The organism is Streptococcus sp. HMSC072G04 (assembly GCF_001813295.1).
In the GTDB taxonomy this organism is placed as follows: domain Bacteria; phylum Bacillota; class Bacilli; order Lactobacillales; family Streptococcaceae; genus Streptococcus.
In genome coordinates this window covers 16,162-42,575 of record NZ_KV812011.1, presented here as the reverse complement: position 1 = coordinate 42,575, position 26,414 = coordinate 16,162, and the positions used below count along the sequence as shown (strand labels likewise).

23 protein-coding genes and 2 pseudogenes are annotated in these 26,414 nt (G+C 41.7%); 5 read left to right on the top strand and 20 right to left on the bottom strand.

Features of this window, described 5'->3' with window-relative positions:
* Positions 1-462: 462 nt before the first annotated feature.
* From HMPREF2904_RS02095 to HMPREF2904_RS02025, 16 genes and pseudogenes are all read right to left on the bottom strand, one after another.
* The gene (locus HMPREF2904_RS02095) at positions 463-4,881 is read right to left on the bottom strand and encodes a S8 family serine peptidase (protein ID WP_070659653.1); all 4,419 of its coding nucleotides are present in this window, start codon (positions 4,879-4,881) and stop codon (positions 463-465) included.
* Positions 4,882-5,150: 269 nt separating this feature from the next.
* Positions 5,151-5,993 (bottom strand): aldo/keto reductase, encoded by an 843-nt coding sequence (locus HMPREF2904_RS02090; RefSeq protein WP_070659651.1) that lies wholly within the window; start codon positions 5,991-5,993, stop codon positions 5,151-5,153.
* A complete protein-coding gene (locus HMPREF2904_RS02085) occupies positions 5,990-6,208 on the bottom strand; it encodes a hypothetical protein (protein ID WP_003018530.1) in 219 nt (72 codons plus the stop codon). Before HMPREF2904_RS02085 ends, HMPREF2904_RS02090 begins: the two co-directional genes overlap by 4 nt.
* 131 nt (positions 6,209-6,339) lie before the next feature.
* Positions 6,340-7,497, bottom strand: coding sequence for an N-acetylglucosamine-6-phosphate deacetylase (nagA, locus tag HMPREF2904_RS02080; protein WP_070659692.1), 1,158 nt, complete (start codon positions 7,495-7,497; stop codon positions 6,340-6,342).
* 153 nt (positions 7,498-7,650) lie between these two features.
* Positions 7,651-9,282: a Na/Pi cotransporter family protein gene (locus tag HMPREF2904_RS02075; protein ID WP_070659649.1), complete on the bottom strand. Its 1,632-nt coding sequence runs from the start codon at positions 9,280-9,282 to the stop codon at positions 7,651-7,653.
* Positions 9,283-9,467: 185 nt separating this feature from the next.
* A complete protein-coding gene (rbfA, locus tag HMPREF2904_RS02070; RefSeq protein ID WP_003003976.1) occupies positions 9,468-9,818 on the bottom strand; it encodes a 30S ribosome-binding factor RbfA in 351 nt (116 codons plus the stop codon).
* Between the two features lie 74 nt (positions 9,819-9,892).
* Positions 9,893-12,388, bottom strand: a pseudogene (infB, locus tag HMPREF2904_RS02065) (translation initiation factor IF-2); the annotation flags it as partial.
* Positions 12,389-12,483: 95 nt separating this feature from the next.
* Positions 12,484-12,607, bottom strand: a pseudogene (locus HMPREF2904_RS12120) (translation initiation factor IF-2 N-terminal domain-containing protein); the annotation flags it as partial.
* Between the two features lie 16 nt (positions 12,608-12,623).
* Positions 12,624-12,923, bottom strand: a complete 300-nt coding sequence (locus tag HMPREF2904_RS02060; protein ID WP_070659646.1) for a YlxQ-related RNA-binding protein — start codon at positions 12,921-12,923, stop codon at positions 12,624-12,626.
* The gene (rnpM, locus tag HMPREF2904_RS02055; RefSeq protein WP_003010401.1) at positions 12,916-13,212 is read right to left on the bottom strand and encodes an RNase P modulator RnpM; all 297 of its coding nucleotides are present in this window, start codon (positions 13,210-13,212) and stop codon (positions 12,916-12,918) included. The genes HMPREF2904_RS02060 and rnpM overlap by 8 nt, the downstream gene beginning before the upstream one ends.
* A 14-nt stretch (positions 13,213-13,226) precedes the next feature.
* Positions 13,227-14,369, bottom strand: coding sequence for a transcription termination factor NusA (nusA, locus tag HMPREF2904_RS02050; RefSeq protein ID WP_003010402.1), 1,143 nt, complete (start codon positions 14,367-14,369; stop codon positions 13,227-13,229).
* Positions 14,370-14,413: 44 nt separating this feature from the next.
* Entirely contained in the window at positions 14,414-14,893 is a 480-nt protein-coding gene (gene rimP, locus HMPREF2904_RS02045; RefSeq protein ID WP_021154518.1) for a ribosome maturation factor RimP, read from the bottom strand.
* 97 nt (positions 14,894-14,990) lie between these two features.
* The gene (trmB, locus tag HMPREF2904_RS02040; RefSeq protein WP_024056398.1) at positions 14,991-15,626 is read right to left on the bottom strand and encodes a tRNA (guanosine(46)-N7)-methyltransferase TrmB; all 636 of its coding nucleotides are present in this window, start codon (positions 15,624-15,626) and stop codon (positions 14,991-14,993) included.
* Positions 15,623-16,417, bottom strand: a complete 795-nt coding sequence (ccrZ, locus tag HMPREF2904_RS02035) for a cell cycle regulator CcrZ (RefSeq protein WP_003003852.1) — start codon at positions 16,415-16,417, stop codon at positions 15,623-15,625. Before ccrZ ends, trmB begins: the two co-directional genes overlap by 4 nt.
* A gap of 40 nt (positions 16,418-16,457) precedes the next feature.
* Positions 16,458-17,513 carry an ABC transporter permease gene (locus HMPREF2904_RS02030; RefSeq protein ID WP_070659643.1) on the bottom strand — a complete coding sequence of 352 codons (1,056 nt, stop codon included), beginning with the start codon at positions 17,511-17,513 and terminating at the stop codon, positions 16,458-16,460.
* The gene (locus HMPREF2904_RS02025; protein ID WP_021154515.1) at positions 17,510-18,241 is read right to left on the bottom strand and encodes an ABC transporter ATP-binding protein; all 732 of its coding nucleotides are present in this window, start codon (positions 18,239-18,241) and stop codon (positions 17,510-17,512) included. The genes HMPREF2904_RS02030 and HMPREF2904_RS02025 overlap by 4 nt, the downstream gene beginning before the upstream one ends.
* A gap of 67 nt (positions 18,242-18,308) precedes the next feature.
* On the opposite strand from HMPREF2904_RS02025, the gene HMPREF2904_RS02020 reads away from it, so the two are divergent.
* Both HMPREF2904_RS02020 and HMPREF2904_RS02015 read left to right on the top strand, forming a co-directional pair.
* A complete protein-coding gene (locus HMPREF2904_RS02020) occupies positions 18,309-18,722 on the top strand; it encodes an HIT family protein (protein WP_070659641.1) in 414 nt (137 codons plus the stop codon).
* 12 nt (positions 18,723-18,734) lie between these two features.
* Entirely contained in the window at positions 18,735-19,025 is a 291-nt protein-coding gene (locus tag HMPREF2904_RS02015) for a hypothetical protein (RefSeq protein WP_070659639.1), read from the top strand.
* A gap of 21 nt (positions 19,026-19,046) precedes the next feature.
* Here the strand turns inward: HMPREF2904_RS02015 and HMPREF2904_RS02010 are convergent, their stop codons facing one another.
* From HMPREF2904_RS02010 to HMPREF2904_RS01995, 4 genes are all read right to left on the bottom strand, one after another.
* Complete coding sequence (locus tag HMPREF2904_RS02010) at positions 19,047-20,240, bottom strand: glycopolymer--peptidoglycan transferase LytR (RefSeq protein ID WP_070659637.1); 1,194 nt, start codon at positions 20,238-20,240, stop codon at positions 19,047-19,049.
* A 13-nt stretch (positions 20,241-20,253) separates the two neighbouring features.
* Positions 20,254-20,784, bottom strand: coding sequence for a GNAT family N-acetyltransferase (locus HMPREF2904_RS02005; protein ID WP_070659635.1), 531 nt, complete (start codon positions 20,782-20,784; stop codon positions 20,254-20,256).
* Positions 20,777-21,232 (bottom strand): tRNA (adenosine(37)-N6)-threonylcarbamoyltransferase complex ATPase subunit type 1 TsaE, encoded by a 456-nt coding sequence (gene tsaE, locus HMPREF2904_RS02000; RefSeq protein WP_070659633.1) that lies wholly within the window; start codon positions 21,230-21,232, stop codon positions 20,777-20,779. The genes HMPREF2904_RS02005 and tsaE overlap by 8 nt, the downstream gene beginning before the upstream one ends.
* Positions 21,233-21,408: 176 nt before the next feature.
* On the bottom strand, positions 21,409-22,830 hold the full coding sequence (locus tag HMPREF2904_RS01995; RefSeq protein WP_070659631.1) for an NCS2 family permease: 1,422 nt from the start codon (positions 22,828-22,830) through the stop codon (positions 21,409-21,411).
* Between the two features lie 175 nt (positions 22,831-23,005).
* Here HMPREF2904_RS01995 and HMPREF2904_RS01990 point away from each other — a divergent pair, with 175 nt between their 5' ends.
* The 3 genes from HMPREF2904_RS01990 (at position 23,006) to HMPREF2904_RS01980 (ending at position 26,395) form a co-directional block, all read left to right on the top strand.
* Positions 23,006-23,818: a Cof-type HAD-IIB family hydrolase gene (locus HMPREF2904_RS01990; protein ID WP_070659629.1), complete on the top strand. Its 813-nt coding sequence runs from the start codon at positions 23,006-23,008 to the stop codon at positions 23,816-23,818.
* 190 nt (positions 23,819-24,008) lie between these two features.
* Complete coding sequence (adhP, locus tag HMPREF2904_RS01985; RefSeq protein ID WP_070659627.1) at positions 24,009-25,031, top strand: alcohol dehydrogenase AdhP; 1,023 nt, start codon at positions 24,009-24,011, stop codon at positions 25,029-25,031.
* A 374-nt stretch (positions 25,032-25,405) separates the two neighbouring features.
* Positions 25,406-26,395, top strand: coding sequence for a PTS sugar transporter subunit IIB (locus HMPREF2904_RS01980; RefSeq protein WP_003010431.1), 990 nt, complete (start codon positions 25,406-25,408; stop codon positions 26,393-26,395).
* The last annotated feature ends 19 nt before the right edge of the window (positions 26,396-26,414 follow it).

Here is a 26,414-nt window from a genome sequence, read left to right as displayed (position 1 = left end):
GATCATACGAGGCAAGACGAGTTAGTACTGCGTCTAGCTCAGGCACCCTAGTGCTGAGCGTGTGGCAGTCCGACTGTAAGGAGATCTCTGCCACTAACGCAGTGAAAGGTTAGTTTTTTTGACATTGAATACTCCTTATTCATAAAGTTTCTTGTGACTTAGGATACAAAAAGAACCGTGTCTCTGCTCCTAAGTCCTTTGACCTAGGGGCGTCAGAAACGCGGTTCCACCCTAATTTATTACTTCATTTTATTTTACTTTACTCAGCTTTTTACTGAGAGAAAGCGCCACTTGCTTACTTTGCTCTACTTGGCTCTCACTATCCCAAGCTCGCTAGAAAAACGCCGTAAGCCCTTCTTTCTTGACTAGTATTATAGCAGATTTTTAGTGACTTGTAAATTAAAATCCGCATGAAACAATCGTTTCATACGGATTTTAGGCTAACAAACAATGTTGTTTTTCTTATGGACGTCTTGCAGCTTTTGGTTTTTTACCATGAAGTTTTTTCTTGGCATTCTTCAAGGCTGTCAAAGCATCTTTCACATCTTGTTGGCTTGCTCCTGGATTTGAAAGGATAGTTTGTGCATCCTTGAAGGCTGCTAGGTAAGCTTCTTTTTCTTCATTTCCAGCATAGATAAATTTAGCATTCTTTTCTTGGAACTTCAATTCTTCCTTGATGTATTTTTCAAGGCTTGAAAAATCTGTTGCTTTCCCGTTTAATTTTCCTTCCGCACGGCTAAGCTCAGCAAGTGCTTGATTGATTTGTTCTTGTTTCACAGTTGGATCAACTGCAAGCAAGGCAACTGTTTGGAAAGCACGATCGTAGTCGCGACGTACTTTTTCTTTGGCATTGGCATAACGACCAGTTTTAGTCGTAGCATCGTAAGCCTGCATCGCTTCTTTCAAGGCCGCAACGTTTGAATCTTTCCCATCCAAAGCTTGGCTGGCAGCTTCAAGACTAGCTAAAGCTTGGTTGACTTGCTCTTGACTAACCTTGTTGGTCAAGGCTGCTTGGGCAGCTTGTAAGGCTTGATCATAGGCTTCCTTCTTATCCGCACTGGCATTGAAGTATTGCGCTGTCTTTGTAACATCTGCTTGGTTGTTCAAAGCAGCTAAGAGATCCACTTTTGAGATCACTCCAATACGATAATTGTTGTTACGCCCTGCGACAACTGAGATCACTGGTGCTTCCTCAGCTAGTTCATAGCCTGTAGGAAGAGTTGCAACCAAAGTATATTGACCAGTTGCTACAGATTTACCAAAGCCATTTTTACCATATTTTTCAGCAGGCAAGACAAAGTTTTCACCATCTGCCCCTTTTAATACGATCGTAGCTGCTTTTGAAACCGGTTGATCAAAGCTGATGCTAACTGGTGCATATTCTAAAGTATTGGCAAGAAAAGCAATCGTTTGGAAACTATTATCCTCTGTCAAATCAAATTCTTGCGTCAAGCTGCTGACAAATTTCACTTCTGTACGATCATACGTAAAGATTTCAGCAGTATAATGACCAAAGTTCAAGAAGTTAATATCTTTTGTCTTATCAACTGACACGTATTGGCCGTTGCTATCTTTGATTCGGTAAACATACATAGTATCCAAATCTTTGTTCGTTTTAGCGTCACGAACTGCAATTTGAACCCGACCACTATTTTGATCCCGAACTAAATCTGCTAGTGAAACATAGTCTACGTTCCCCGCAAAGTCTTCTACATAGTAGTAGATATTCTTCTTATCGATGTTTTCAGGAAGATCGAAGCTACCATCTGCATTGGCCTTGATCACATGGTAATTTTCAAGCGCACGTGTACCATTCTTATCTTCACTGGTTTGGACCATTGTCCCCTGATCATCGAATGGAGTCACGTAGACGAGTTTTTCAGTTAAGATACCACCATCGCCAACATCTTTTGCTTTACGTGCTACAAACTGTTGAGCCCCATCTTTGAAACGGATATATCCAGATGTGATCACTGGTTTTTGAGTATCGACTTGAACCTTGAAGGTTGTTGATTGCTCCTCAGCTCCAGGAACCATTGGTGTGTAACGAATGACATAATCATATACACCATCTGCTACTGCTTTCCCATTTGCATCGGTACCATTCCAAGCAGTATTATCTAGTGTGTAGCTGCGTGGGTTCTTTTGGTCTCCGTTGAAGAAGTTCTTACGATGGTCAGATGGAGTTCCTTCCCACAATGGATTTTTATGTTCCGTATCACTTGCTGCATAAACAGTTGCACGAAGGTTTTCAATGTTTCTAAGGGCAACTGTCTTGTATTCAACGAGGTCTTTATTCCCATCTTCATTTGGCGAAATAGCGATGCGAACATTTCCTTTTTCATCTAGTTGAAGAGAGTGAGTTCCTTCCGCATTTTCTTCAATACCAAGAAATGTAATCCGACGACCATCTCGTTTTCCTTGTGTGAGGAGAAGGTCATTTTGAAGAGTAACAAGCGCAGAAACATTGGCACTAGAGGAGATATTCAAATCTTTTGGAACATGATAGTAGAAGCCATCTTTTCCTTCACGAACCAAATCATAGATTGGTTTTTCAACAGCTGGAAGGTTTTGGAATTCTCCCTTGAATCCCATAAATGGCAGGCTAACTACATCCCCATCATCTGCCGGATCAACAAAACGAACAAATCCTTCAAGGAAATAGCCATTTGGCATTTCTTTGCTCAATTCTTCTGTGAATTTACTTGTATCAACTTTAACCGTAACCGTTTCAGAGCTATGAGCTTTCACAGTTACTTCAGGCCAAGCAGTTTCTGTTAATTTGCGTGGACGGAGGGTAAATTTACCATCTTTTACTTCATCTGTATCAGTATTCACCAACATTTTCAAGGTACGATCGGTATCTGAAATATTGTGAACCGTCACATCAAATGTAAAGCTATCTCCAACATTACCAAGAGTGACACTTGGATAGTTGTTTTCACCAGTCACATACAAGTCTGTTGAAACCGCTGCTGCTGTATCGACAACCCCTGCACCTTGTTGACGTGGAGAAGTATAGACACCAGTTTCTTTGTCAACATGTGGTTTAGCTGTAGACATAATCAAGGCTTTCACAGTTGCAGAAACTTGTTCTGGAGTCAATTCTGGATGGTTCTTCACAAGGTATTCTTTGACCAAAGCTGCCACACCTGCTACGTGAGGAGAGGCCATACTTGTACCACTCATATCCCCGTAGGTATTGTCATTTAAAGAAGAAAAGATATTCCCACCAGGTGCTGTGACATCTGGTTTCAACTGACCATCGGTTGTCACTCCCCAGCTTGAGAAATCAGACAATTGGTCTGCTTCTGGAGATGGACGGTTAGCCATGGTATTGTTAAAGACAACTTTGTAAGATCCAGCTTTAAGAGCTTCCCCATAGCGTTTTGAAATGAAGACAGATGGAATTTTCTTAGCATCTCCATCAATTGCCATTCCAAGATTAGATCCTTCCACATTATTGTAGACCAAAGCTCCTGCTGCACCATGATGGAAGGCATTGGCAATCTTTTCTGAGAATGGAATTTCCCCACGTTGGATTAAGGCCAATTTACCGGTAAGGTCTAGATCTTTAAAATCATCTTCTTTCCCAAGACCAACTGATACATATTCGTACTCTTTGCCTTTTTCAAAATCAGCATCTGCAGCAGATTTACTGTAATCAAATTTTCCGTTATCCGCTTCTGCATTGCCTTCCAAACCTTTGACTTCAAAAACTTCTGTTGTAATGATGTTGTTATTGATAGAAGCAACAGAGATAGAGTCCTCTACCGTTGATGGATTTCCAACCAAACCGTAATCTGGATTTTCTGCTGCTGGTCTAGAATAACCATTCCCAAAAGTATTGCTATTTCCTGCAGAGATTAGGACAGATACCCCTTTAGCACGCGCTCGTTTAATGGCATCCACAATATCTGAATCAGCATTGACCATAGAACCAGTAGTAGATCCAAGACTCATATTGATGGTATCTGCACCAAGGGCTACAGCATCATCAATTGCTTTTACATAAAGGGCAGAACCCGTTGTTTTTTGACGATCTGAAAAGACACGCATAAACATAACTTGCGCTTCTGGTGCTACACCATAGATCTTTTCACCGTTTCCTGCTTCTTTATCAGGATTCCCTGTTGCAATCCCTGTAACGTGCATCCCATGGGAATCTCTTTCAGCCTCTTTGATATTGTCGGTCCCATCAAAGTAGTCATAAGCGTAGACAACCTTGTCGTTGTACCATTTACCATAATCAATTCCTGCCGCTTTCTTAGCAGCTTCGATTTCTTCTTGGTTTTTAAACTTAGCTTTTGAAGGATCGGTAATCCGAAGAACCTCGTGGTTCACATCCAAGCCAGAGTCGATGACGGCGACAACCATCCCTTCCCCTTTATAACCTTGCTTCCAGGTTTGGGGAACAGTAATAATTTCGTCACTTTCGATGCTTTGAGGTTTTTCAGCTGCCTCATGGCGATTCGTTGTTTCTGAACTTGTCGCAGTAGCCACTGCTGTTGCTTTTTCTACAGGTTTTTCCGCTACTTCCGGTTTTGTTTCTGGAACAGTAGCTGCCTCTTTCGGAGCTTCTGTTTTTTCAACAAGAGCTGCTTCTGTTGCATTCGTTGTCTTTTCAGCAACTGTTGCTTCTTTTGCAACTTCTACTTTCTCACTAGTAACTGCTGTATTTGCTTCTGTTGCTTGTGAATGCTCTTCTTCAGCAGGTGCCTGTTGAGTAGTGGCTACAAGCTGTGTTCCAGCACTTGTTTGGCTGGCTGCTTGTTCTTCAGCACTCGCTTGTGCAGATCCAAATACCAAAACAGCCCCTAATAAAACTGAGGCTACACCAAATTTGTATTTTCTTAATGAAAAACGTTCTTGTCTATTCATAGAAACTCCCCTTATATTTTAATAGTAACTATTATAACGCAAAATTGTCTGAAAATTCATTCAAAAAACAAAATGTAACACAAATGTAACATTCACGAATATTACTAACTATTAATTTATTTTCGTTCGGAAAAATGTAAATTAGTATGGGAAGGTATTATAGAACATCTGTTTTTATTGGAGTTTTAAAATTATTTAATCATTGAAAGGATTTTAAAAACCGAGAACGAAACTGTCCTCGGTTTTCATTAATGAATAGAAATTCTCTCTTAAAAATCTTTGGTGTCTGGATCTGGTGCACCTGCTTCAACCGGAAGATGGCGAAGGAGTTCCATATCATCTGCCGTCAATTCAAAATCAAAGCAATTTAGATTACTTGCAATCCGCTCAGGTGTAACCGATTTTGGCAGTGGAAGGAAACCTTCTTGTAAACTCCAAGCCAGGGCTAGTTGAGCGACGGTCTTTCCATATTTAGTAGCCATTTCTTTTACTTGTTCATTTTGGAACAATTCTCCTTGGCCAAAAGGTCCCCAAGCTTCTAGTAAAATGCCATGCTTGCGACTCGCTGCGATGGCTTCGCTTTGGTACACCCCAGGTGCTAGACGAATTTGGTTCACAGCCGGAATGACCCGAGCTGTTTCAAGGAGGGCTTCCAAATGATGAGGCAGAAAATTGCTAATACCAATAGCCCGAACCTTGCCAGCAGCTAACATATCTTCCATTGCCCGCCAAACCTCAGCATTTCGTTTTTTCCAAGCATCATTTTCTCGAAGGGGTTTTGGATTTGGCCAATGAATCAAGTAAAGATCCACATAGTCCAAGCCTAGTTTTTCAAGAGACTCTTCCAAAGCAGCTTGAGCATCTTCATAGGTGTGATGAGTATTCCAAAGTTTGGTGGTAATAAACAGGTCTTCGCGCGCAAGACCACTGTCTTTAATGGCCCGACCCACACTCTCTTCATTCTGGTAGATCGCAGCTGTATCGATATGGCGATAACCTGCTTTTAAAGCAGCTAAGACAGCTTGATAGGCTTCTTCTCCATCCGCTGCTTTCCACGTCCCAAATCCCAATACAGGAATCTCCACCCCATTATTTAAACGATAATGATTCATTTCTTCTTTCCTTTCTTCGATTTCGGTTTCTTAGGCCCTCGAAGCTTGAGCTCTGGCTTAAAAATATTCTTCTTGGTTGGCTCCATCTTCTTGCTATAAAAACTATAGAGTAAAAATGCCCCACCAACGATCACAATAAAGATATTTTTTCTTACAATCCCATAGAGCAAGAAAAAAATCCCCATCAATAAAAAACGTATATCAATTGCCTTCATAAGCTACCTCACATTTCAATTCCCATTATAGCATGAAAAGACAGCATTCACAAAATTGCACTACCATCGGTAAACAAAAACCTCTCTAGGTATGACCTAGAGAGGAAGTATTCTATCTTCGTTTCTTGAATCTAGTTAGTCGCCTGGTAACGTTTGACCCCATCGAGATAGGTCGCAACCAGATCCAAATTTTGATCAAGCACGATGAAGTCCGCATCATACCCTTCTCGAATTTGACCACAAACATCATCAATATGGACTGATTTTGCCGGATTGAGGCTGGCCATCATCACTGCTTCGTGAGGGTTAGCAATCCCCCACTCTACAACATTTTTTAATCCATCTTTCAATTTCAAGATTGAGCCAGCTAGATTACCAGTTGATTTCAAGCGAGCTGTCCCTTCAGCGACCACAACTGGGAATTCCCCAAGCATGTAGTCCCCGTCTTCTAAGCCCCCAGCTGTCATACAGTCCGTAATCAAGGCAACATTTTCTTTCCCTTTTTGTTTCATCAGGATATCACAAGCTAGCGGATCAACGTGATGGCCATCACAGATCAACTCTGCTGTAGTATGAGGCAACTCATACATGGCACCAACCATACCGAGTTCACGGTGCGTCAAACCACGCATACCATTGTAGGCATGCACCCAGACACTTGCACCTGCATCAACCGCTTTTTTAGCTTCTTCAAAAGTAGCATTGGAGTGTCCCAAAGCGACAGTCACCCCTTCTCCTGTAATAGTCCGAACAAATTCTTCTACCCCTTCACGCTCGGGAGCAAGGGCAATCTTATTCAACAGACCATTGGCAGCTTTTTGCCAAGCCCTGAATTCTTCCATACTTGGATCCTTCATATAAGCTGGGTTTTGTGCTCCCTTGTATTTTTCTGTAAAATAAGGTCCTTCAAAATAAATCCCGCGAATCTTGGCTCCTGTTGCTTCTTTGTATCGTGCACCGATATTTTCAGTTACTGCCAAAAGTTGTTCATAAGAGGAAGTCAAGGTCGTAGGCAAAAAGCTCGTAACCCCTGTACTCAAGAGCCCATCACTCATGGTATGGAGAGTGCCTTCGATATTGTTATCCATCACATCTACCCCACCAAATCCGTGAATATGGGTATCTACGAGGCCAGGCGCAATACTGTACCCTGAATAATCCAACACATCCGCACCTTCTGGTAAGCTTTCCACATGTTTTCCAAACTTGCCATCAACAAGCTCCAAATAGCCTCCGCGGCGAACCCCATGTGGATAATAAAATTGATCTGCTTTAATATATGTAGACATAAAATCGTCCTTTCCATTGTAGGAACTGTGTTCCATTTATATTCATACATATTATAACGCTTTCACTTCCATTTGTAAATGGTCTAGACCTATTTTTGAATAGAATCCAACAAAAAACAGAGTAAGCTTTCTACTTACTCTGTTTGGTGTTCATTAAATTTGCTCGATTTGTACTTTTTCAGCGAGATTCATAGCATGGTCTGCAACACGTGTATAGTGAGAAATGATATCAATAAAGTTCACTCCGGCTTGAGGTGTACATTCACCGTGGTTCAAACGACGAATATGGGTTTTCCGAAGTTTTTTCTCCAACTTTTCAATTGCCTCGTGACGTGCTACCAATTGGTTTGCAAGACTCACATCATTGTTCTCAACGGCTTTCAAAGCATCCTCTACAAATTGATGGGTTTGGTTGTAAATATCTTCCAATTCAGCCAAGGCCGCTTCTGAAAAGACCACTTTCTTACGAATTAAATAATCGGTCAGATTGATCAAGGCTTCCGCGTGATCCCCAATCCGCTCCAAATCCCGCGAGGAGTCTAAGATATTGGTGAGAACTTCACTTTCTCTAGGACTCAAGGCTTCACTAGACAAACGAATCAAGTATCGAGTCAAATCATCATCAATGGTATTAATGGCTTCTTCTGTCTTATGACCTTTTTCAGCTGTTTTTTCATTTTGGTGAACAATATAATCATAAGAAAGATTAAAAGCTTTGTCTGCATATCCACCTAAATGAAGCAACTCTTTTTTCGCATTTCCAAGAGCAATCGAAGGCGCTTGAGTGATCAAGTTTTCATCCAAGTAGAGCGGTTCATATTTGACAACCTCATCCTCACCAGGAATCAGTTTGGTTACAAAGTATGCCAAAGCTCCAATGAATGGGAATTGAATGATGGTGTTGGTCACGTTGAAAGCTCCATGAGAAAAAGCAATGGTCATTTCTGGTGACAAGTGCAAGAGCCCTTGGAAGTATTCAATCATGGCTGTAAAAGGTGTTAACAAGATCAAACAAAGGATTGTACCGATCAAGTTAAAGAGCACGTGGGTTGCTGCAACACGCTTAGCAGAAACATTGGCCCCCATCGCTGCAATAATAACTGTCAAGGTTGTTCCGATGTTGTCCCCAAAAAGAATAGGTAAAGAACCGCGAAGATCTAGGAAACCACCTGAATACAAACCTTGTAAAATCCCAATGGTAGCTGAAGAAGCTTGAATCAAAACGGTGATGATGGCTCCTGCTAACACGCCCAGAATTGGATTTTTTCCAAGGGTGATCATGTACTGACTAAATTCTGGCAATTCTTTCAAAGGACTCATTCCCGCACTAATCAGGTTTAAAGCGTAGAAAATTCCTCCAACCCCAAAGAGAATCCGACCAATATTATTGGCCATTCGATTCTTGGTAAAGAAAAGTAAGACCGTTCCAAGAAACATAATTGGAAGGGCATAAGTCCCCAATTTAAACCCAATAATGAATGAGGTGACCGTGGTCCCAATATTAGCCCCCATGATGATCCCAATGGCTTGACGCAGGGTCAAGAGACCCGCACTGACCAGACCAACGGTAATCACCGTTACCCCAGTACTAGACTGAATAAGGGCTGTCACAACAATCCCTACTAAAACTCCAAGGAAGGGATTGCTGGTATATTTATCAATATAGTAGCGAAGACGGTCCCCTGCAGCTTGTTGCAGTCCTTCTCCCATAGTTTTAATACTATAGAGAAAAAGACCCAACCCTCCCAAAAAGTTAAATAAAATTTCCTGCCAGTTAATGGACATGATCATTCCTCCAAATATGAGATCAGAAATAAAACTCCTCTCCTATTGTAAAGGATAATTTCCAATCACACAAGAGATTTCTATAAATTTCTATTATTTTTTGAAACCGTTTTTTTTTCTTTCTGTTTTATTTTCCTCATTTTATGAGCCAAAAAAGAGATTGGACACTATTGGTCCCAACCTCTCTAGTCTTTGTTCAAATTGCGCAACATCTCATCGATCTTGTTACCGTATTCGATGGATTCGTCTTTCACAAAAGTAAGATCCGGAATCTTGTATAATTTCAGATTCCGACCTAATTCACGCTTGATGGTTCCTGTTGCTTTTTCAAGGCCTGTCTGAGCCTTTTGATTGTCTGAAGCCAAATCACTCATAATTGAATAATACACTTTGGCCATCGACAAATCACCTAGCATTTGAACATCCGTAATGGTAACTCCTTGAACACGCGGGTCACGGACTTTCTTTTGTAAAATCTCGTTGACTTCACGCTTGATTTCCATCCCTACTCGGTCTGTCCGAAAATGACTTGCCATAGGAACTCCTTTCTGCTCTGTGTTTAAAAACTAGGAAATCAGAGGGGAACCCTCTTTTTTCCTAGTCAGCTTGCTTATTTTTTAATTTCTTCCATGATGTAGGCTTCGATAGTATCATCTGTCTTGATATCATTGTAGCCTTCAATCATCAATCCACCTTCACGACCATTTGTGATCTCTTTGACATCATCTTTGAAGTGTTTCAAACTTGCAAGAGCTCCGTCATAGATCACGACACCGTCACGAATGACACGTACTTTGGAATCACGTGTAACCTTACCGCTAAGGACCATAAATCCACCGATGGTACCCACTTTAGAGACCTTAAAGGTTTCACGAATAACTGCTTCCCCGATGACTTTCTCTTCGAACTCAGGATCCAACATACCCTTCATGGCATCTTCCATTTCTTCAATCACTTTGTAGATAATTGAGTGAAGACGGATTTCCACCTCGTCAGCTTCAGCTTGTTGACGTGCTTGTGGAGTAGGACGGACGTTAAATCCGATGATGAAGGCATTTGAAGCTTCTGCAAGGGTCACGTCTGATTCGTTGATGGCACCAACTGCTGAGTGAACGATGGTCACTTTCACACCTTCCACTTCAATCTTTTGAAGGGAAGCAGCAAGAGCTTCAACCGAACCTTGTACATCGGCCTTGATGATGACATTAACGGATTTCACTTCTCCAGCCTTCAAGGTATCAAAGAGATTTTCAAGGCTGACACGGTTGGTTGCTTGACGTTGTTTCATCAGAGCACGTTTGGCACGTTCTTCACCAGCTGCACGCGCAGATTTTTCATCTTCGTAAACCGCGAAGTGGTCACCCGCCATTGGCGCTTCGTTCAAACCAGTGATAGAAACCGGAGTAGATGGTCCTGCCACCTTCACACGACGTCCAAGGTCATTGGTCATGGCACGGACACGTCCAAAGGTATTCCCGACAACGATTGGGTCTTGGACATTCAAGGTACCTTGTTGAACAAGGAGGGTTGCCACCGCACCTTTTCCTTTATCCAAACGCGCTTCGATAACGGTACCGATGGCACGAACAGTTGGATCTGCCTTGAGTTCTTGGATTTCAGCCACAAGAAGGACCGTTTCCAAGAGTTCATCGATATTTTGGTTGAACTTGGCTGAGATTTCTACAAACTCAGAATCTCCACCCCAGGCAGTTGACATAACCCCATGTTCCGCCAATTCACCGATGACACGTTCTGGGTTGGCACCTGGTTTATCAATCTTGTTAATAGCCACAATGATTGGGACATTGGCAGCTTTTGAGTGGTTAATAGCTTCGATAGTCTGAGGCATCACCCCGTCATCTGCCGCTACGACCAAGATGGTAATATCCGTAACAGATGCACCACGCGCCCGCATAGATGTAAAGGCCGCGTGTCCAGGTGTATCCAAGAAGGTAATCTTCTTGCCATTTTCCACGATTTGGTAGGCACCAATGTGCTGAGTGATTCCTCCTGCTTCACCTGTTGCTACACGTGAATTACGAAGGGTATCCAAAAGGGTTGTTTTACCATGGTCAACGTGTCCCATGATGGTGACAACTGGTGGACGCTCTACCAACTCATCTGGATTCAAATAACCATCTTCAACGAAGAAGCGTTCGATATCGGCATTGTCCACTTCAACCTTTTTCTTGGCTTCAATTCCATAATCCACCATCAAGAGTTCAATCGTATCTCCATCCAGCGATTGGTTTTGAGTCGCCATGACTCCCATCATAAAGAGTTTCTTGACGATTTCAGCCGGTTCACGCTTGATGCGTTTTGCGATTTCTGCAACCGTCATTCCATCCGTATACTCAAATTCACTTGGTAATTCATGGAATTTACGCTCTGTTACTGGTTTTGGAGCATCATTACGGTTGTTCTTTCCTTTTTTATTTTTCTTATTGTTATTCCAGTTACTATTTCTCTGATTTCTCACTTGATTTTGACTATTTCGATTCCTTTGTTGTTTTCTTGGACCATCTTCTTCACGATCAAAATCATCGCGTTTCTTATCTGGTCGCGCTTGTTTCTTCCGACGTGTATCGACTTGAGCTGGAGCAGCAGCAACAGCTGGTTTTGTATGGTTCTCAACAGCTGGCTCCTGTACCGGTGCTTTCACTTCTGGCGCTTCTACCCGTTTCCGGCGCTGTTGACGTTCTTGTTCTGCTTTTGCAGCTTGTTGTTTGTAGCGATCTTCACTTCCACGTGCGTACTCAGCATTTTGTTCAGCTTTCAGTGCTGCTGCACGCGCTTTGAAATCAACTTTTGGTGCCACTTGGGGTTGTTCACCACGTCTTTGATCTGGTCGGTTATTGCGACGATCAGAACCTTGGTTTCGTTGTTCATTTCTCTCTTGTGGTCGTTGATTTCGGTTGTCACCATGACGCTGATTGTCCTTGCGATCGCGTTTTGGACGATTGTCTTGTTGTTTCCTACGTTCAGCCTGCTCTTTTGCACGCGCTTCTCGTTCCGCTTTAAAGTTACGACTCTTTGGTTTAGCAGCTGGCGTTACTGATTTTGTCTCAGTTGCTCCTTCTTTTTTGACGGGCGCTGCTTCTTTTTTCTCTGCGACAGCCGTTGTCTTGGCAGCCACTTCTGCTACTTTCTTTTCGACTGTTTCTTTTTTCGCTGCAAAGCTCTTGATCAACTTTTCAGCAACATCAGTATCGACACTAGATGCATGACTCTTGACGTCAAAACCTAATTCTTTCGCACGAGTGACGACTTCCTTACTTTCCTTGCCCAATTCTTTGGCAATTTCGTATAATCTTTTCTTAGACAATTGCTGTCCTCCTCTTCTATTCCATAAGAGACCTCATTTTCTTTGAAAATCCAGCATCTACAACAGCAACGACCTTACGGGCACGTCCAATTGCAGTGCTTAATTCTAGTGTTGAAAACACGGTAGATACTTGAACCTCATAATAGTGACCCTTATCCGTCACCTTTTTTGTCAGGTTACTAGCTGCATCATTTGCCAGAAAAACTAATTTTGCTTTTTCTTCCTGGATGGCTTTGATCACGAGTTCTTCTCCAGAAATGAGTTTTCCCGCTCTTTGCGCCAAGCCCAACAAATTACCTATCTTTTGCTTATTCAAGGCCTAACTCTCTTCTCTTCACCTTATGATCTACATAAGCGATCAATTCATCATAGAAAGCTTCTTCCACTTCCATATTAAAGCTACGATTAAAAACTTTCTTTTTCTTAGCCAGTGCCGCTTCTTCATTGTCTAGCTTGATGTAAGCACCTCGACCATTGGCTTTGCCAGTTGGATCGATAAAGACTTGTCCTTCTTTATTTTTGACAATGCGGAGCAAATCGCGCTTATCAATAATTTCATTTGAAACGACAGATTTTCTTAAAGGGATTTTTCTTGTTTTTACCATGTTCCCTCCCTCTCTTAATCGACTTGCTCTTCGCCACTTTCTACTTGGTCTTCAAAAGTTTCTTGAGCTGCTTCCATTTCTTCGAACTCACTAGCAGATTTGATATCGATGCGGTAACCAGTCAAATGAGCTGCCAAACGAACGTTTTGACCACGACGACCAATGGCAAGAGATAATTTGTTGTCTGGAACCACAACGAGAGCATGTTTGCTATCTTCATCATCAAAAATAACTTGGTCCACTTCTGCAGGAGCGATCGCATTGTAGATAAATTCAGCTGGATCTGGAACCCACTCGATGACATCGATATTTTCTTCTGTCGGAACCATACGGTCTAATTTTTGATCGTATCGAGCTGGGTGGAACTTGCTGGTAATCTTTTTAATATTCGATCCACCACGACCAACGATAGTCCCAATCGCATCTACGTTTGGATTATGGCTACGAACCGCAACTTTTGTACGATCTCCAGCTTCACGCGCTACACTCATAATCTCAACAGTTCCATCATAGACTTCAGGAATTTCTTGTTCCATCAAACGTTTGATCATTTCAGGATGGCTTCGGCTAACAAAGACATTGACACCACGTGGATTATCTTCTACCTTGTAGACAAATACTTCAATTCGATCATGAGATTGGAACACTTCTCCTGGAATTTGGTCTTGCTTAGACAATTGTGCTTCGATCGAACCAAGATTGACATAGATAAATCGATTGTCAAAGCGTTCCACCGTTCCACTCATGATTTCATTTTCATGTTCTTTATAAGTGTTATAGGTGATGGTGCGCGTTTGCTTACGCATTTTTTCCATGATCGTTTGTTTAGCAGATTGAGCTGCTACACGACCAAATTCAGCTGGTGCTTCTTCAAACTTGATCTTGTCCCCCAACTCATAAGCAGAGCTAATGGCTAAGGCATCCTTCAAGCTGATTTCTAAACGACTATCAAAGACTTCATCCACCACTTCACGAACCGTATAAACACGGAAATCTCCAGTTTTTTCATTGAATTCAATCGCTGCACTTTCTGATTGTCCATAACGACGGCGATAAGCTGAACGCAATGATTCTGTGACGGCTTCGATGATATCTTCTTTTTTGATCCCTTTGTCTTCTTCCAAAATGCGGAAGGCTTCTAGCATTTCTTTACTCATGTTTTTCTTGCCTCTACTATAAAGGCATCCTTTCTTTCATTCTGTTACAATTTTACAGCCAACCTTGCTTTGGACACAAGGTTATAAGGAATTTCTACAGTTTTCTTTCGTGTTTTATCCATATACTCAATGGTCAAAACATCCTCTTCAAAACCTACCAAGTTTCCCTCAAAGACCTTTTGCTTTTCAACAGCCTTATACAAGCTGATATTGACATACTTGCCAACAGCTCCCTCGAGTGCTTCCTTGGTTTTCAAAGGTCTCTCCAAGCCAGGACTGGTAACTTCTAAAAAGTACTGTTCTGGAAATGGATCTGGTTTGATTTGATCCAATAGCGGGCTAATGATTTCTGTCAAATCCGCTGTATCATTCAGTGTGATCCCTTCTGGTTTGTCTACGAAAATGCTTAAGACGTAGTCACCACCCATTTTGCCATATTCAACATCGACCAATTCAAATGGTTCTTTTATAGCTGGCTGAATCACTTCTGTTACTAAGTCAACAATCGTTGCGATGGTTGCCACCTCCTCATAGATAAGAGGCGAAGATATTTCCCCGCCTCTCCTTTTCTATTCATTTAAGGTATTATAACACGATTCCCCAATGATTGCAAGGAATATGCTAAAACTGTGCTTCTACACGGTAAATGACCTGGCCTTTACTGGAGAACTTCTTCTCATATTCCGTCATGACATTCCCCTCAAAATCACTAGCATGAAGGTCTAGCCAGACTCCCTTCAAAGTCATACCATACTGTGAAAAGCTCACCAAACTGTATTCAAACAGACCTCGATTATCTGTTTTAAAGTGAATCTCCCCATGTTCTGGAAGAATTTGCTTGAAGGTATCCAAGAAAGTCTTGTAAGTCAAGCGACGCTTCTCATGACGTTTCTTAGGCCAAGGATCTGAAAAATTCAGATAGAGTTGATCAATTTCCCCATCTTCAAAATAGTTGGTCAAGCTATCTCCGTCTACCCAAAGCAATTTAATGTTAGGAACATCAGCTTCTAAGACCTTATCTAAAGCATAACTCAAGACCGATTTTTGAATATCAATTCCGATGTAGTTGATCTCTGGATTGGCCTTGGCCATCCCCGTAATAAAAGCCCCTTTTCCGCTACCCACTTCGATATGAATAGGATGGTCATTTCCGAAAATCTCATGCCACTTTCCCTTGGCATCTTCTGGATTTAGGACCACATATTGCGGGTTCGCTTCTAATAATTCAGTCGCTCCCTTGCGATTTCTAACTCTCATATTTCCTTTCCATATTTCAACCGGAAATTGCGCAGAGCATAGATCTCGCGATTGACATTTTCTAAATCATTATTTTCATAGTATTTAGCAATTTGACACAAGAAAGAGTATTGACCAAACCAATAAAGTTTATCAAATACTTTTTGATTGTACTTGTAGCCATAATAGCCTAACCAATCGCGCCAATTAGAATCTGGGATATAGTGACTCAAGATATGCGCCACATCCAACATCCGGTCTGTCAAACGAACAGAGTCCCAATCGACTAGATAAATCAAGCCGCTCTCTGTCTCAATCCAGTTACTATGACGAACATCCCCGTGAACGATCGTCGCATAATCCTCCCGAAAGGCAGGCACTGTCTTACGTAAATTCTTTACGACTGATTGGATATAGTGGTTCTGACGTAAAGCAATTGGCAACCGATTGCTCCAAGAATTGAGCAATTCTAATGGAGATTCCACAGGATAGCCAAGTTTTTTCAATTGGGTCATCAAAGGTCTAGAACGGTGTAATCTCGTTAAAATATTGACGACTTGTTTTTTCGACATCCCATTAGGCGTGAGAATTTCCCCATTCAACCATTCTTGGGCACTCATCACATTTCCATCTGGCAAGCGTCGACTCCATAACAATTGAGGAGCAATCTGTTCTTTTGCTAGACCCGCAAGGATTGGGGTCGTATTCATTTTTACAAAAACGCGCCCACCATCTGGGTAGGTCCCCATGTAGGCCTTCCCACTCTTCCCAGGAATTGGGGTGAGGCTTAGCTCTTTTTCATTCGAGTCCATCTTTTCCTCCGTAAAAAGTTTCCAATCTATTTTACTAATTTTAACGACTTTCGTCAACCAAGCGCGTCATCTTAAATGGAAGATAAAGCAGGGTTAAAGCAACTGTATAAGCCAATAAGCCCAACAACAGGACTTTATCTGAAATAAAGACCAGGCCAATCCCCCCTTCTATCACCGTTATCATGCTCATGACCAGCTGAATCGTTTTGTTCAACCCTGCCTTTTTACTACCCTTTTTCATCGGGAAAAGGAGAGTCAAGGGTTGGTAATCAAAAGCACTGTAAAGCCCCAGCAATTGAAAAATAACCAAGTAATTGAGCAAGGCTACAAGGGCAATCACTACGAGGGGGTGGGGAATAAAGATGATAGCGAGAATGGAAAGAGCCAAGAGTCGAAGAGTCATAGAGAAAAGATCTCCATTCCGTAGGAAGGAGCGCATATATAAGTGAAGCCACGTATTGCCATGTGTTTTGGGAAGAAGCCCTAAGAAACCATCCAAGTAAGCTCTTCTTTTGACACTGTTAGTAATACCTTTCACCGTTGTAAACAAGGCAAAGAAGCGAAGAATCAATTGTTTCCTTGCATTCTCACGAGCAATGGCCAAGGTCCAATTCAAATTTCCATCCTGGTAAAAGCGCGCTTCCTTCCAGCTAAAAACAGCCCCTTTAGCCACTCCTAAGACAAGGATATAAGCTACAATAGCAAGTTTATCCAGCCCCGTTGCCAGAAGAAGAGGCACAAATAATAGAAGGACAAAACTTTGAATCAAAAACCAAAACACAAAAGACTTCTTGGCCTGCCCTTTGATATAACGTTTCACTTCCTCTTCCTTTACTAAAAGGAATAAAGCATCGGGCTTCTCTAAGTAAGTCGCAATAGAGCCTATCGGAACCAAGAGGAGCAAACCAATCATGAGACTCCAGCGGATCAAGCTTGTATCTTTGGGTAGATCTTGTAAGAATTGGCTGTATTGAACCGCCAAAAATCCTATGAAAATCAGCATAAAGAGGACGAAATGATCATTGAGAACATAGCGGCTATATTTTACACATTGAGTTCGAAACGTTTGTTGCCGTTTTTTCATCAACTCTTTCATGCTGTTTCCTCTTCTGTCAAGGTCATGTAGATATCATTTAGACTTGCTTTCTCATCCCCAAAAGTTGAACGCAGCTCGTCCAAGGTCCCTTTTGCTCGGATCTGACCCTTATGGAGGATCACAAAACCATCACACATCTTTTCAGCCGAATCCAGAACGTGGGTACTCATCAAAATCGATTTTCCTTTTGCTTTCTCATCGGCCAATAACTGAATCAAATCTGCAATCGCAACAGGATCCAATCCCAAAAAGGGTTCATCGACAATATAAAGACTTGGATCCACTGCATAGGCGCAAATAATCATGACCTTTTGCTTCATCCCTTTTGAAAACTGGGTCGGGAACCAATCTAATTTTTCAGCCAAACGGAATCGTTCCAACAAAGGCTGGACGCGCACCATGACCTGATCCATGTCTAAATCATAGGCCATAGCAACGGTCTCGATATGCTCTCTCAAGGTTAATTCTTCATATAGACTAGGAGTTTCTGGAATATAGCCGATCTTTTTACGATAGTCTGTTGGAGCTTCTGGCAGACTCAAGCCGTCAATCCGTACTTCCCCAGCATAAGGATGCAGGAGACCAATAATTTCATTAATCGTGGTTGACTTCCCAGCTCCATTTAGTCCAATCAAACCAATCAGTTGGCCATCCGGAACTGAAAAACTCACCTCTTTCAGGACAGGGATGTTGACATAGCCCCCTGTCAACTTGTTGATTTCTAACATATTTTCTCCGATTTCTGGTATAATGTTCTTATATTATAACAAAATTTAGTCTAAATGAGGTGTATTTATGGTTGACGATTGTATTTTTTGTAAGATTATAGCTGGCGACATCCCTTCCTCCAAAGTCTATGAGGACGAGGAAGTCCTCGCATTTTTGGACATCTCTCAGGTTACACCAGGTCATACGTTAGTAGTTCCAAAAAAACACGCTCGCAACCTCTTAGAGATGGACGAAACCGCCACAGCTCAACTATTTGCACGTGTTTCTAAAGTTGCTAAAAAAGTAGAAGCTGCTACCCAAGCCAAGGGAATGAATATCATCAGCAACATGGAAAAAGTTTCTGGACAAACTGTTTTTCACACACATGTCCACATTATCCCTCGCTATTCCGATCAAGATGAGCTTGCCATTTCTTTTACTGAACACGAGCCTAATTTTGAACAACTAGCAGTTCTCGCAGAAACCATCAAAAACAGTTAAAAAGGAGGCCATATGAAACTCAAAAATCTCTTTTGGTTTGCAACAGGAGCTAGCATTAGCTACCACCTAGTAAAAAACCGCAAAGAAATCAAAACAGAGGTGACTGAATCCAGCCAATTGATCAAGGGAATTCAAGATAACCTAGCAAAAATCCAACGCAATCTGGATATTATCCAAGACCAAAAGACCAATCTTCAAGAATTGGTAACGGATTTCCAATACAAGACCAAACTATTTAGTCAACAAGCAACAGCCTCTCTAAAAGAAATTCAAGACATCTGGCAACCAAGTAAAAACGATTGAGAAAACTCAATCGTTTTTTTCTTATTCTGAAGGTACTGTAGGTGTCACACTGCTCGACTCTGTAGCTGCAGGAGCAACTGGTGTCACTGGTGCAACAGAACTTTGAGGCGTCACCACTCCCGTATCCTGGGTCGATGGTACAACTGGTAGTTGGTTAAACTCTTGGTAAACAGGTGCTTCCTCAGATGAGGCCGCTGGCGTATCATTTTGAGAAGAAGTATTCTTCAACTCTTCATCTCCATCTAATAGGTAAGCATTGGTTTTCAATGTTTTAATTTCTTTCAGACCCAAAGCTTTGCGGATGATATTTTGAATTTTCAAGAGATGTTTTGAAGTAACAATCTGATAACTTCCGCCATCTGCTAAGGTGGCATCTTCTCCTTTCAGCTGGTACTGATGAATCGTTGAAAGGGCATCTTTATATCCTAACAATTGAAGAAGACTGTTGCTATCAAGTGAAATGTTGGTTTGCATATTATCACTAACAGACTCAATGATTCCTTTGTAGTGACTCAAACTATTGAGGCTTAAAACTTTCTCAACAATCTTTTTGATCACTTCACGTTGGCGTTTTTGACGTCCGTAGTCTCCTTCTGGGTCTTGGTAGCGCATCCGTGAATATACGAGAGCTTGGTCCCCATTAATCTCCTGACGACCCGGTGCAATCTTAGCCGTATATTCTGGCTCATTTTCCTCGATCGAGATATCGAAGTCAAATGGATTGTTAACCGTGATGCCACCAACCTTATCCACTAATTGAACCAATCCCTTCATATTGATCATGACATAGCGGTCAATATGGATATTCAAAAGATTTTGAATGGTCTTAATGGCTAACTTGGCACCACCTTGAGCATAAGCCGAATTCAATTTTGCTTGGACCGTTTCGCCATCTGAAGTAATATTGGTTAGGATATCTCTTTCCAAGCTCGTCATGGTTGTTTCTTTTGTTTGAGGATTAACAGTCACCAAAATCATGGTATCACTATTTCCGGCCCAAGGATCTTCCCGAGAACCACTACCTGTATCAACCCCCATCAAAAGGATGGTCATTGGCTTGTTTTCTGCAATGACATTGGTCTCATTTCCAAAACCCTTATAAGTCTTACTGAGGGTCCCTGTTGTTTGATTGAGGATAGTGAGGCCATAGGCCCCGATCCCAATCACTGTTACCGTCAATAAGCTCAAAAACATCAAAATAATTTTTTTTACCATGTAGACTCTCTCTCTAATCTATCAGTTTCCCCATAAGGTAAACATCTAAGAATTCTCCTTCAGCTGAACAAGCTCCACGAGCTTGACAACCTTCGATCTCAAAACCTAATTTTTTATACAGGTGAACCGCCCGTTCATTGCGTACTTGGACATTCAAGACTAGTTTGCGAAGAACACCGGTCGAGTGCGCCCACTCAATTCCTTCTTCCAACAAGACCTGTCCAAGCCCTTGATTCCAATAAGCTTTTTGAACCACAATAAAGACACCACCAATATGCCGAATGGACCGTTGAGAAGCTGCAGTGATATTTAACAAAGCTGCCAGTTCCTGATCTAGAAATAGCAAGAGGCAAATCCGGTTTTCCGCCATCTCTTGCACCATCAGAAATTGCTCCATGTCTGCTGGTGACATGCCAATCCCAGCTTCATCTAGCGTCATGTAATCTGACTCTTTCCCAACTTGATTTAAGAAATCAACGACAAGAGCCGCGTCTGCACTGTCAGCTTGCCGAATTTCTACTGTCACTTCCTTTTCCTTAGTCATCGGTTTTTTCCACCTGCTCAAAGGATGCTAGTAAAGCTTCTGCACGCGCTCCATGAGCTTCAAAAGCTAACTCTCGCCCATCTTCTAATTTTCGGATAAAAATTTTTAGATAAGCATCTGAGAGACTCGGCTCAATCAGCTCTCCCCATTCAATAATGGTAGCACCATCTCCAAATAGAAAATCATCTAAATCAATAGAATCTGGATCATTCCCAATCCGGTAAACATCCAAATGGTATAAAGGCAAGCGACCTTCGTATTCACGAACAATGGTATAGGTCGGGCTTTTAATCATCTGATCAATCCCTAACCCCTTTGCAATTCCCTTGGTAAAGGTCGTTTTCCCTGCTCCTAGATCACCTGATAAGATAATCACGTCTTGCTTTTCTAAGAGTTTTCCTAGCTGTTTTCCTAGAGCAATCAGCTCCGTTTCATTGTGCCTAATCATTTCTCTATTATACCAAACTTTTTAAAAATCTGCTCTTTCTTTTACAAATTGTTCGACTCCGGTTTTTTTTTGAGAAAAAATCAGGAAATACAGGAAACTCTCCCATTAATTCCCTCGATCCATCCAAAAAAGGAATGGGAGACAACTCCCATTCCTTTTTGACACTTTCCTGATGCTTAATTCAAGGCCATGCTAACGTAGTTTAAAATAAAGAGAACATCTAGGATCCAAATCATGCTGTGCACTTCTTTGGCTTGTCCTTTAACCACTTTCACCAAGCTATAGGTGATAAATCCAGCAGCGATCCCTTGTGTAATCGAGTAGCTGAAGCCCATAAAGATAGAGGTGAAGAAAGCAGGAACTGCTTCTGACATATCTTCCCAATGGATATTTTTCAAGCCACTCAACATCATGATCCCAACAACAATCAAAATTGGTGCTGTAGCAGCGGTCGGTACAATCGCCAACAAAGGACTAAAGAGACTTGAAATAGCAAAACAGATTGCCACAACCAAGGCTGTCAAACCAGTGCGTCCACCAGCTCCAATACCAGCTGCAGATTCAACATAAGTCGTTACGTTTGAAGTTCCTGCAATGGCTCCGACTGAAGTCGCTACAAGGTCTGAATAGAGGGCCTTATCTAATTTCGCTGATTGATGGTTTTCCCCATTTGTCGCAACAATCCCAACTTTTTCACCCGTACCGATTAAAGTTCCAATTGTATCAAAAATATCAGTCAAGGAGAAGGCTAAAATTGCCATTAAGGTCTCAGGCAAACGAGACGTATTGGAAATCAAAGAACCCAATCCTTTTGATCCCAAAGCTTGACCAAAGATCGTGCCTAAATCATTAAAGGCAGCTCCTAGATGGTTACTTGCAAAGTCAATTTTAGTGATATCAACCACATGGATGAGAATTCCAAGCACAGTCGTTGCTAAGATAGAAAGGATAATCCCTCCCTTAATCCCTTTGACAACAAAGAAAATAGTAATCGCAAGACCAACAAGAGCCAAGAGGACCGCCGGATTGTTAAAATCAACCAATCCAGGAACAGCAGATGCATTGGCTGAGATCGTTGCATTCGCCTTATCTGCTCCTTCCCCGACCACTGTATAGGTATGAGGGTCAATCGTGAATTTCAAAAATCCTGCATTCTTAATCCCAACATAGGCCAAGAAAATCCCGATCCCCGCTGAAATAGCAGACCGAAGAGCTGTCGGAATTGATTCGATGATCATTTTCCGTACTTTTGTTAGTGTGATAATTAATGAAATCACACCACAAATGAAGACCATTCCCAAAGCTTCCTGCCATGAGTAGCCCATACCAAATACAACTGTAAAGGTAAAGAAGGCATTCAAGCCCATCCCAGGTGCTTGTGCATAAGGCAAATTGGCATAAAAAGCCATCATCAAGGTTCCGACAACCGATCCAATAATCGTTGCAAGGAAGACCCCTTGAGCTGGCATCCCTGTTTGTGACAACATTTGAGGGTTTACGAAGAGGATATAACTCATCGCAAAAAAGGTTGTCAAACCAGCAAGAACCTCTGTCCGAACAGTGGTTCCATGTTCTGAAAGTTTAAAAAACTTATCCATTTCAGAATAAACTCCTTTTTCATCATTCTCGCTCCCAATCAATTTGCGAACGTTATATCTATTCTATCAAAAGATCTTTCGCCTTTCAAGAAATCCCGCTTCTCTTCTCGATTTTTGAGCGCTTTTCCGATTTTTCTGATATAATGGTCTCATTCTTCTCGAAAGGAACCGAATTATGCATAAAAAGATGATCGCTCTAGATTTAGACGGCACCCTCTTAAATTCCGAAAGCAAATTGAACGACTTTACCATTGAGACGATTAAAAAAATTAGTGCTCTTGGCCATAAAGTTATTATTACAACAGGCCGCCCCTACCGTATGGCACATACCTACTACAAACAACTAGAGCTAGATACTCCGATGATCAATTTTAACGGCTCCCTTACGCATCTACCTGAGAAAAAATGGGCGGATGAACAATGCTTGACTTTAGATAAAAAATACCTGCTAGATATGGTCGCTAACCGAGACACCATCCAAGCGGACTTTATCGCTGGCGAATACCGCAATAAATTCTTTATTACCGATCCAAATGAGCACGTTGCAGACCCTAAATTATTCGGTATTGAATCTTTCCAACCAGAAAATCAATTCAACCCCGAACGGGTAACGAGCGACCCAAACTGTATCCTCTTTCAAACGAAAGCGGAAGACAAATATGCTCTGGCAGATGAAATGAATCGGCATTATGACTACAATCTGTCTATCAATACTTGGGGTGGTCCCTTAAATATTCTGGAATGCAATCCAAAAAATGTGACCAAAGCTTCTGCTCTATCCTACCTTCTAGATAAACTCAATATGGACCAGAAGGATTTGATTGCCTTTGGAGACGAGCACAACGATACCGACATGCTTGCTCTAGCCGGTCATGGATACGCCATGAAAAATGCTAGCTCCGTCCTTCTCCCTTATGCAGACTCCGTCACAGATTTCACCAATAACGAAGACGGTGTCGCGCGTCAACTCATTCAATTATTCTTATAATAGGAACAGACATGAGCTATCCCCTCATGTCTTTTTGTCCCCTAAATCCTTAATCGGTTAATCAATCCCCCTCTTTTTTTCCATTTTTTTTATTGTTTAATAGATAAGTTTGTGATATTATTAACATAGTTATTAAAGAAGCGCTTTCAAAAATGCTAAATCGCTTCTCGTTCACTTAAGGAGGAACAAAATGAAAGCTGTTGTTGTTAATCCAGAAGGTACTGGTGTTGAAATCGTTGCAAACAAAGACATGCGACCACTTGAAACAGGGGAAGCTCTTGTTCAAATCGAATACTGTGGTGTCTGCCACACTGACTTGCACGTCGCACATGGAGACTTCGGTAAAGTTCCAGGCCGTGTTCTTGGACACGAAGGAATCGGTATTGTTAAAGAAGTTGCTCCAGATGTTAAGAGCCTTAAAGTTGGTGACCGTGTCAGTGTTGCGTGGTTCTTCGAAGGATGTGGAACTTGTGAATACTGTACAACTGGTCGCGAGACTCTTTGTCGGACTGTTAAAAATGCAGGATACTCTGTTGATGGAGGAATGGCTGAACAATGTATCGTTACTGCAGATTACGCAGTGAAAGTACCGGAAGGATTAGATCCAGCTCAAGCTTCTTCTATTACGTGTGCAGGTGTTACAACATACAAAGCCATCAAAGAAGCCAAAGCTGAACCAGGACAATGGATCGTTATCTATGGAGCTGGTGGACTAGGAAACTTGGGTGTTCAATATGCTAAGAAAGTCTTCAACGCACATGTCATCGCTGTCGATATCAACAATGATAAACTAGAATTGGCAAAAGAAGTTGGTGCAGATTTTGTCATCAACGGTCGCGAAGTCGAAGATGTCCCAGGATTGATCAAAGAAAAAACAAACGGTGGAGCTCACTCCACTGTCGTAACAGCTGTTTCTAAAGTAGCTTTCAACCAAGCAGTAGATTCTGTTCGTGCAGGTGGCCGCGTGGTCGCAGTTGGTCTTCCTTCTGAAATGATGGACCTCAGCATTGTGAAAACTGTATTAGATGGTATCCAAGTCATTGGTTCTCTTGTAGGAACTCGTAAAGACTTGGAAGAAGCTTTCCAATTTGGGGCAGAAGGCTTGGTCGTTCCTGTCGTTCAAAAACGTCCAGTGGAAGATGCTGTCAAAGTCTTTGACGAAATGGAAGCTGGAACCATTCAAGGACGTATGGTACTTGACTTTACAAACTAAATAACTGAACCTACAGGACTAGCCCAACTGGGCTAGTCTTTTTTGAGTGCTCTCAATCACTCTATTTTACAATTTATTATATATTTATTTTTGTTTTCGAGAATATCGTTTGATTGTCGGAGTCTTTTCATTGAGAACAAAATCCTATAAAACATATCTATTATTGATTTTTTAAGCATCAACAAGTAATAAACAAAATTCATTCAAGAGCATTCTTTTTCTATCTAGCGATAATTTAATATAATAAATCAATGTTTTTACATCGAGATTTTGATAGAAAAATTGACTTAAATGTGAAAACGATTTATAATAAAGTAGCTTAAAGTTTTCTTAAACTGAAAGTCAAACAAATTTTATAAGGAGGAATGTCAATAATGAGTATTGGTATCATTATTGCTAGCCACGGTGAATTTGCAGCTGGAATCCACCAATCCGGCTCGATGATCTTTGGGGATCAAGAGAAAGTTCAAGTGGTTACGTTCATGCCAAGTGAAGGCCCGGATGATCTCTATGCTAAATTTAATGCAGCTGTTGCCGCATTTGATGCAGAAGATGAAGTCTTGGTTTTGGCTGACCTTTGGAGTGGTTCTCCATTTAACCAAGCAAGTCGCGTCATGGGAGAAAATCCAGATCGTAAATTTGCGATCATCACAGGATTGAACCTTCCGATGTTGATTCAAGCTTATACAGAACGTTTGATGGATGCAAATGCCGGCGTTGATCAAGTCGCTGCAAACATCATCAAGGAAGCAAAAGACGGTGTCAAAGCCCTTCCAGAAGAATTGAATCCTGTTGAAGAAGCTAGTACAGCCGCTGCTGCTCCTGTAGCCCAAGCTGCTATTCCAGAAGGAACGGTTATCGGAGATGGAAAACTCAAGATTAACCTTGCCCGCTTAGATACACGTCTTCTTCATGGACAAGTCGCAACTGCTTGGACACCTGATTCAAAAGCCGATCGGATCATTGTTGCTTCAGATTCTGTTGCCAAAGATGAACTCCGTAAGGAATTGATCAAACAAGCGGCACCAAATGGTGTGAAAGCAAACGTTGTCCCAATTCAAAAATTGATCGACGTTGCAAAAGATCCACGTTTTGGAAATACCCATGCTTTGATCTTATTTGAAACACCTCAAGATGCTCTTCGCGCCATCGAAGGTGGTGTTCCGATTAAAACCTTGAACGTTGGTTCAATGGCCCACTCAACTGGTAAAACCATGGTGAACAATGTGTTGTCAATGGATAAAGATGACGTGGCTACATTTGAAAAAATGCGTGATCTTGGAGTTGAATTTGACGTCCGTAAAGTGCCAAATGACTCTAAGAAAGATTTGTTTGACTTAATTAACAAAGCTAACGTTCAATAATCGATTACTTACGAAAGGA

What these genes read in the sequence shown, in the direction of transcription:
- rbfA (WP_003003976.1), bottom strand. Translation starts at nt 9,818, where the DNA reads ATGGCAAGTCATTTTCGGACAGACCGAGTAGGGATGGAAATCAAGCGT.
- adhP (WP_070659627.1), top strand. Translation starts at nt 24,009, where the DNA reads ATGAAAGCTGTTGTTGTTAATCCAGAAGGTACTGGTGTTGAAATCGTT.
- HMPREF2904_RS02095 (WP_070659653.1), bottom strand. Translation starts at nt 4,881, where the DNA reads ATGAATAGACAAGAACGTTTTTCATTAAGAAAATACAAATTTGGTGTA.
- HMPREF2904_RS02020 (WP_070659641.1), top strand. Translation starts at nt 18,309, where the DNA reads ATGGTTGACGATTGTATTTTTTGTAAGATTATAGCTGGCGACATCCCT.
- nusA (WP_003010402.1), bottom strand. Translation starts at nt 14,369, where the DNA reads ATGAGTAAAGAAATGCTAGAAGCCTTCCGCATTTTGGAAGAAGACAAA.
- HMPREF2904_RS02005 (WP_070659635.1), bottom strand. Translation starts at nt 20,784, where the DNA reads ATGACTAAGGAAAAGGAAGTGACAGTAGAAATTCGGCAAGCTGACAGT.
- HMPREF2904_RS02025 (WP_021154515.1), bottom strand. Translation starts at nt 18,241, where the DNA reads ATGTTAGAAATCAACAAGTTGACAGGGGGCTATGTCAACATCCCTGTC.
- rnpM (WP_003010401.1), bottom strand. Translation starts at nt 13,212, where the DNA reads ATGGTAAAAACAAGAAAAATCCCTTTAAGAAAATCTGTCGTTTCAAAT.
- ccrZ (WP_003003852.1), bottom strand. Translation starts at nt 16,417, where the DNA reads ATGGACTCGAATGAAAAAGAGCTAAGCCTCACCCCAATTCCTGGGAAG.
- HMPREF2904_RS02030 (WP_070659643.1), bottom strand. Translation starts at nt 17,513, where the DNA reads ATGAAAGAGTTGATGAAAAAACGGCAACAAACGTTTCGAACTCAATGT.
- HMPREF2904_RS02085 (WP_003018530.1), bottom strand. Translation starts at nt 6,208, where the DNA reads ATGAAGGCAATTGATATACGTTTTTTATTGATGGGGATTTTTTTCTTG.
- HMPREF2904_RS01990 (WP_070659629.1), top strand. Translation starts at nt 23,006, where the DNA reads ATGCATAAAAAGATGATCGCTCTAGATTTAGACGGCACCCTCTTAAAT.
- nagA (WP_070659692.1), bottom strand. Translation starts at nt 7,497, where the DNA reads ATGTCTACATATATTAAAGCAGATCAATTTTATTATCCACATGGGGTT.
- HMPREF2904_RS02015 (WP_070659639.1), top strand. Translation starts at nt 18,735, where the DNA reads ATGAAACTCAAAAATCTCTTTTGGTTTGCAACAGGAGCTAGCATTAGC.
- tsaE (WP_070659633.1), bottom strand. Translation starts at nt 21,232, where the DNA reads ATGATTAGGCACAATGAAACGGAGCTGATTGCTCTAGGAAAACAGCTA.
- HMPREF2904_RS01995 (WP_070659631.1), bottom strand. Translation starts at nt 22,830, where the DNA reads ATGGATAAGTTTTTTAAACTTTCAGAACATGGAACCACTGTTCGGACA.
- HMPREF2904_RS02090 (WP_070659651.1), bottom strand. Translation starts at nt 5,993, where the DNA reads ATGAATCATTATCGTTTAAATAATGGGGTGGAGATTCCTGTATTGGGA.
- trmB (WP_024056398.1), bottom strand. Translation starts at nt 15,626, where the DNA reads ATGAGAGTTAGAAATCGCAAGGGAGCGACTGAATTATTAGAAGCGAAC.
- HMPREF2904_RS02010 (WP_070659637.1), bottom strand. Translation starts at nt 20,240, where the DNA reads ATGGTAAAAAAAATTATTTTGATGTTTTTGAGCTTATTGACGGTAACA.
- HMPREF2904_RS02075 (WP_070659649.1), bottom strand. Translation starts at nt 9,282, where the DNA reads ATGTCCATTAACTGGCAGGAAATTTTATTTAACTTTTTGGGAGGGTTG.
- HMPREF2904_RS01980 (WP_003010431.1), top strand. Translation starts at nt 25,406, where the DNA reads ATGAGTATTGGTATCATTATTGCTAGCCACGGTGAATTTGCAGCTGGA.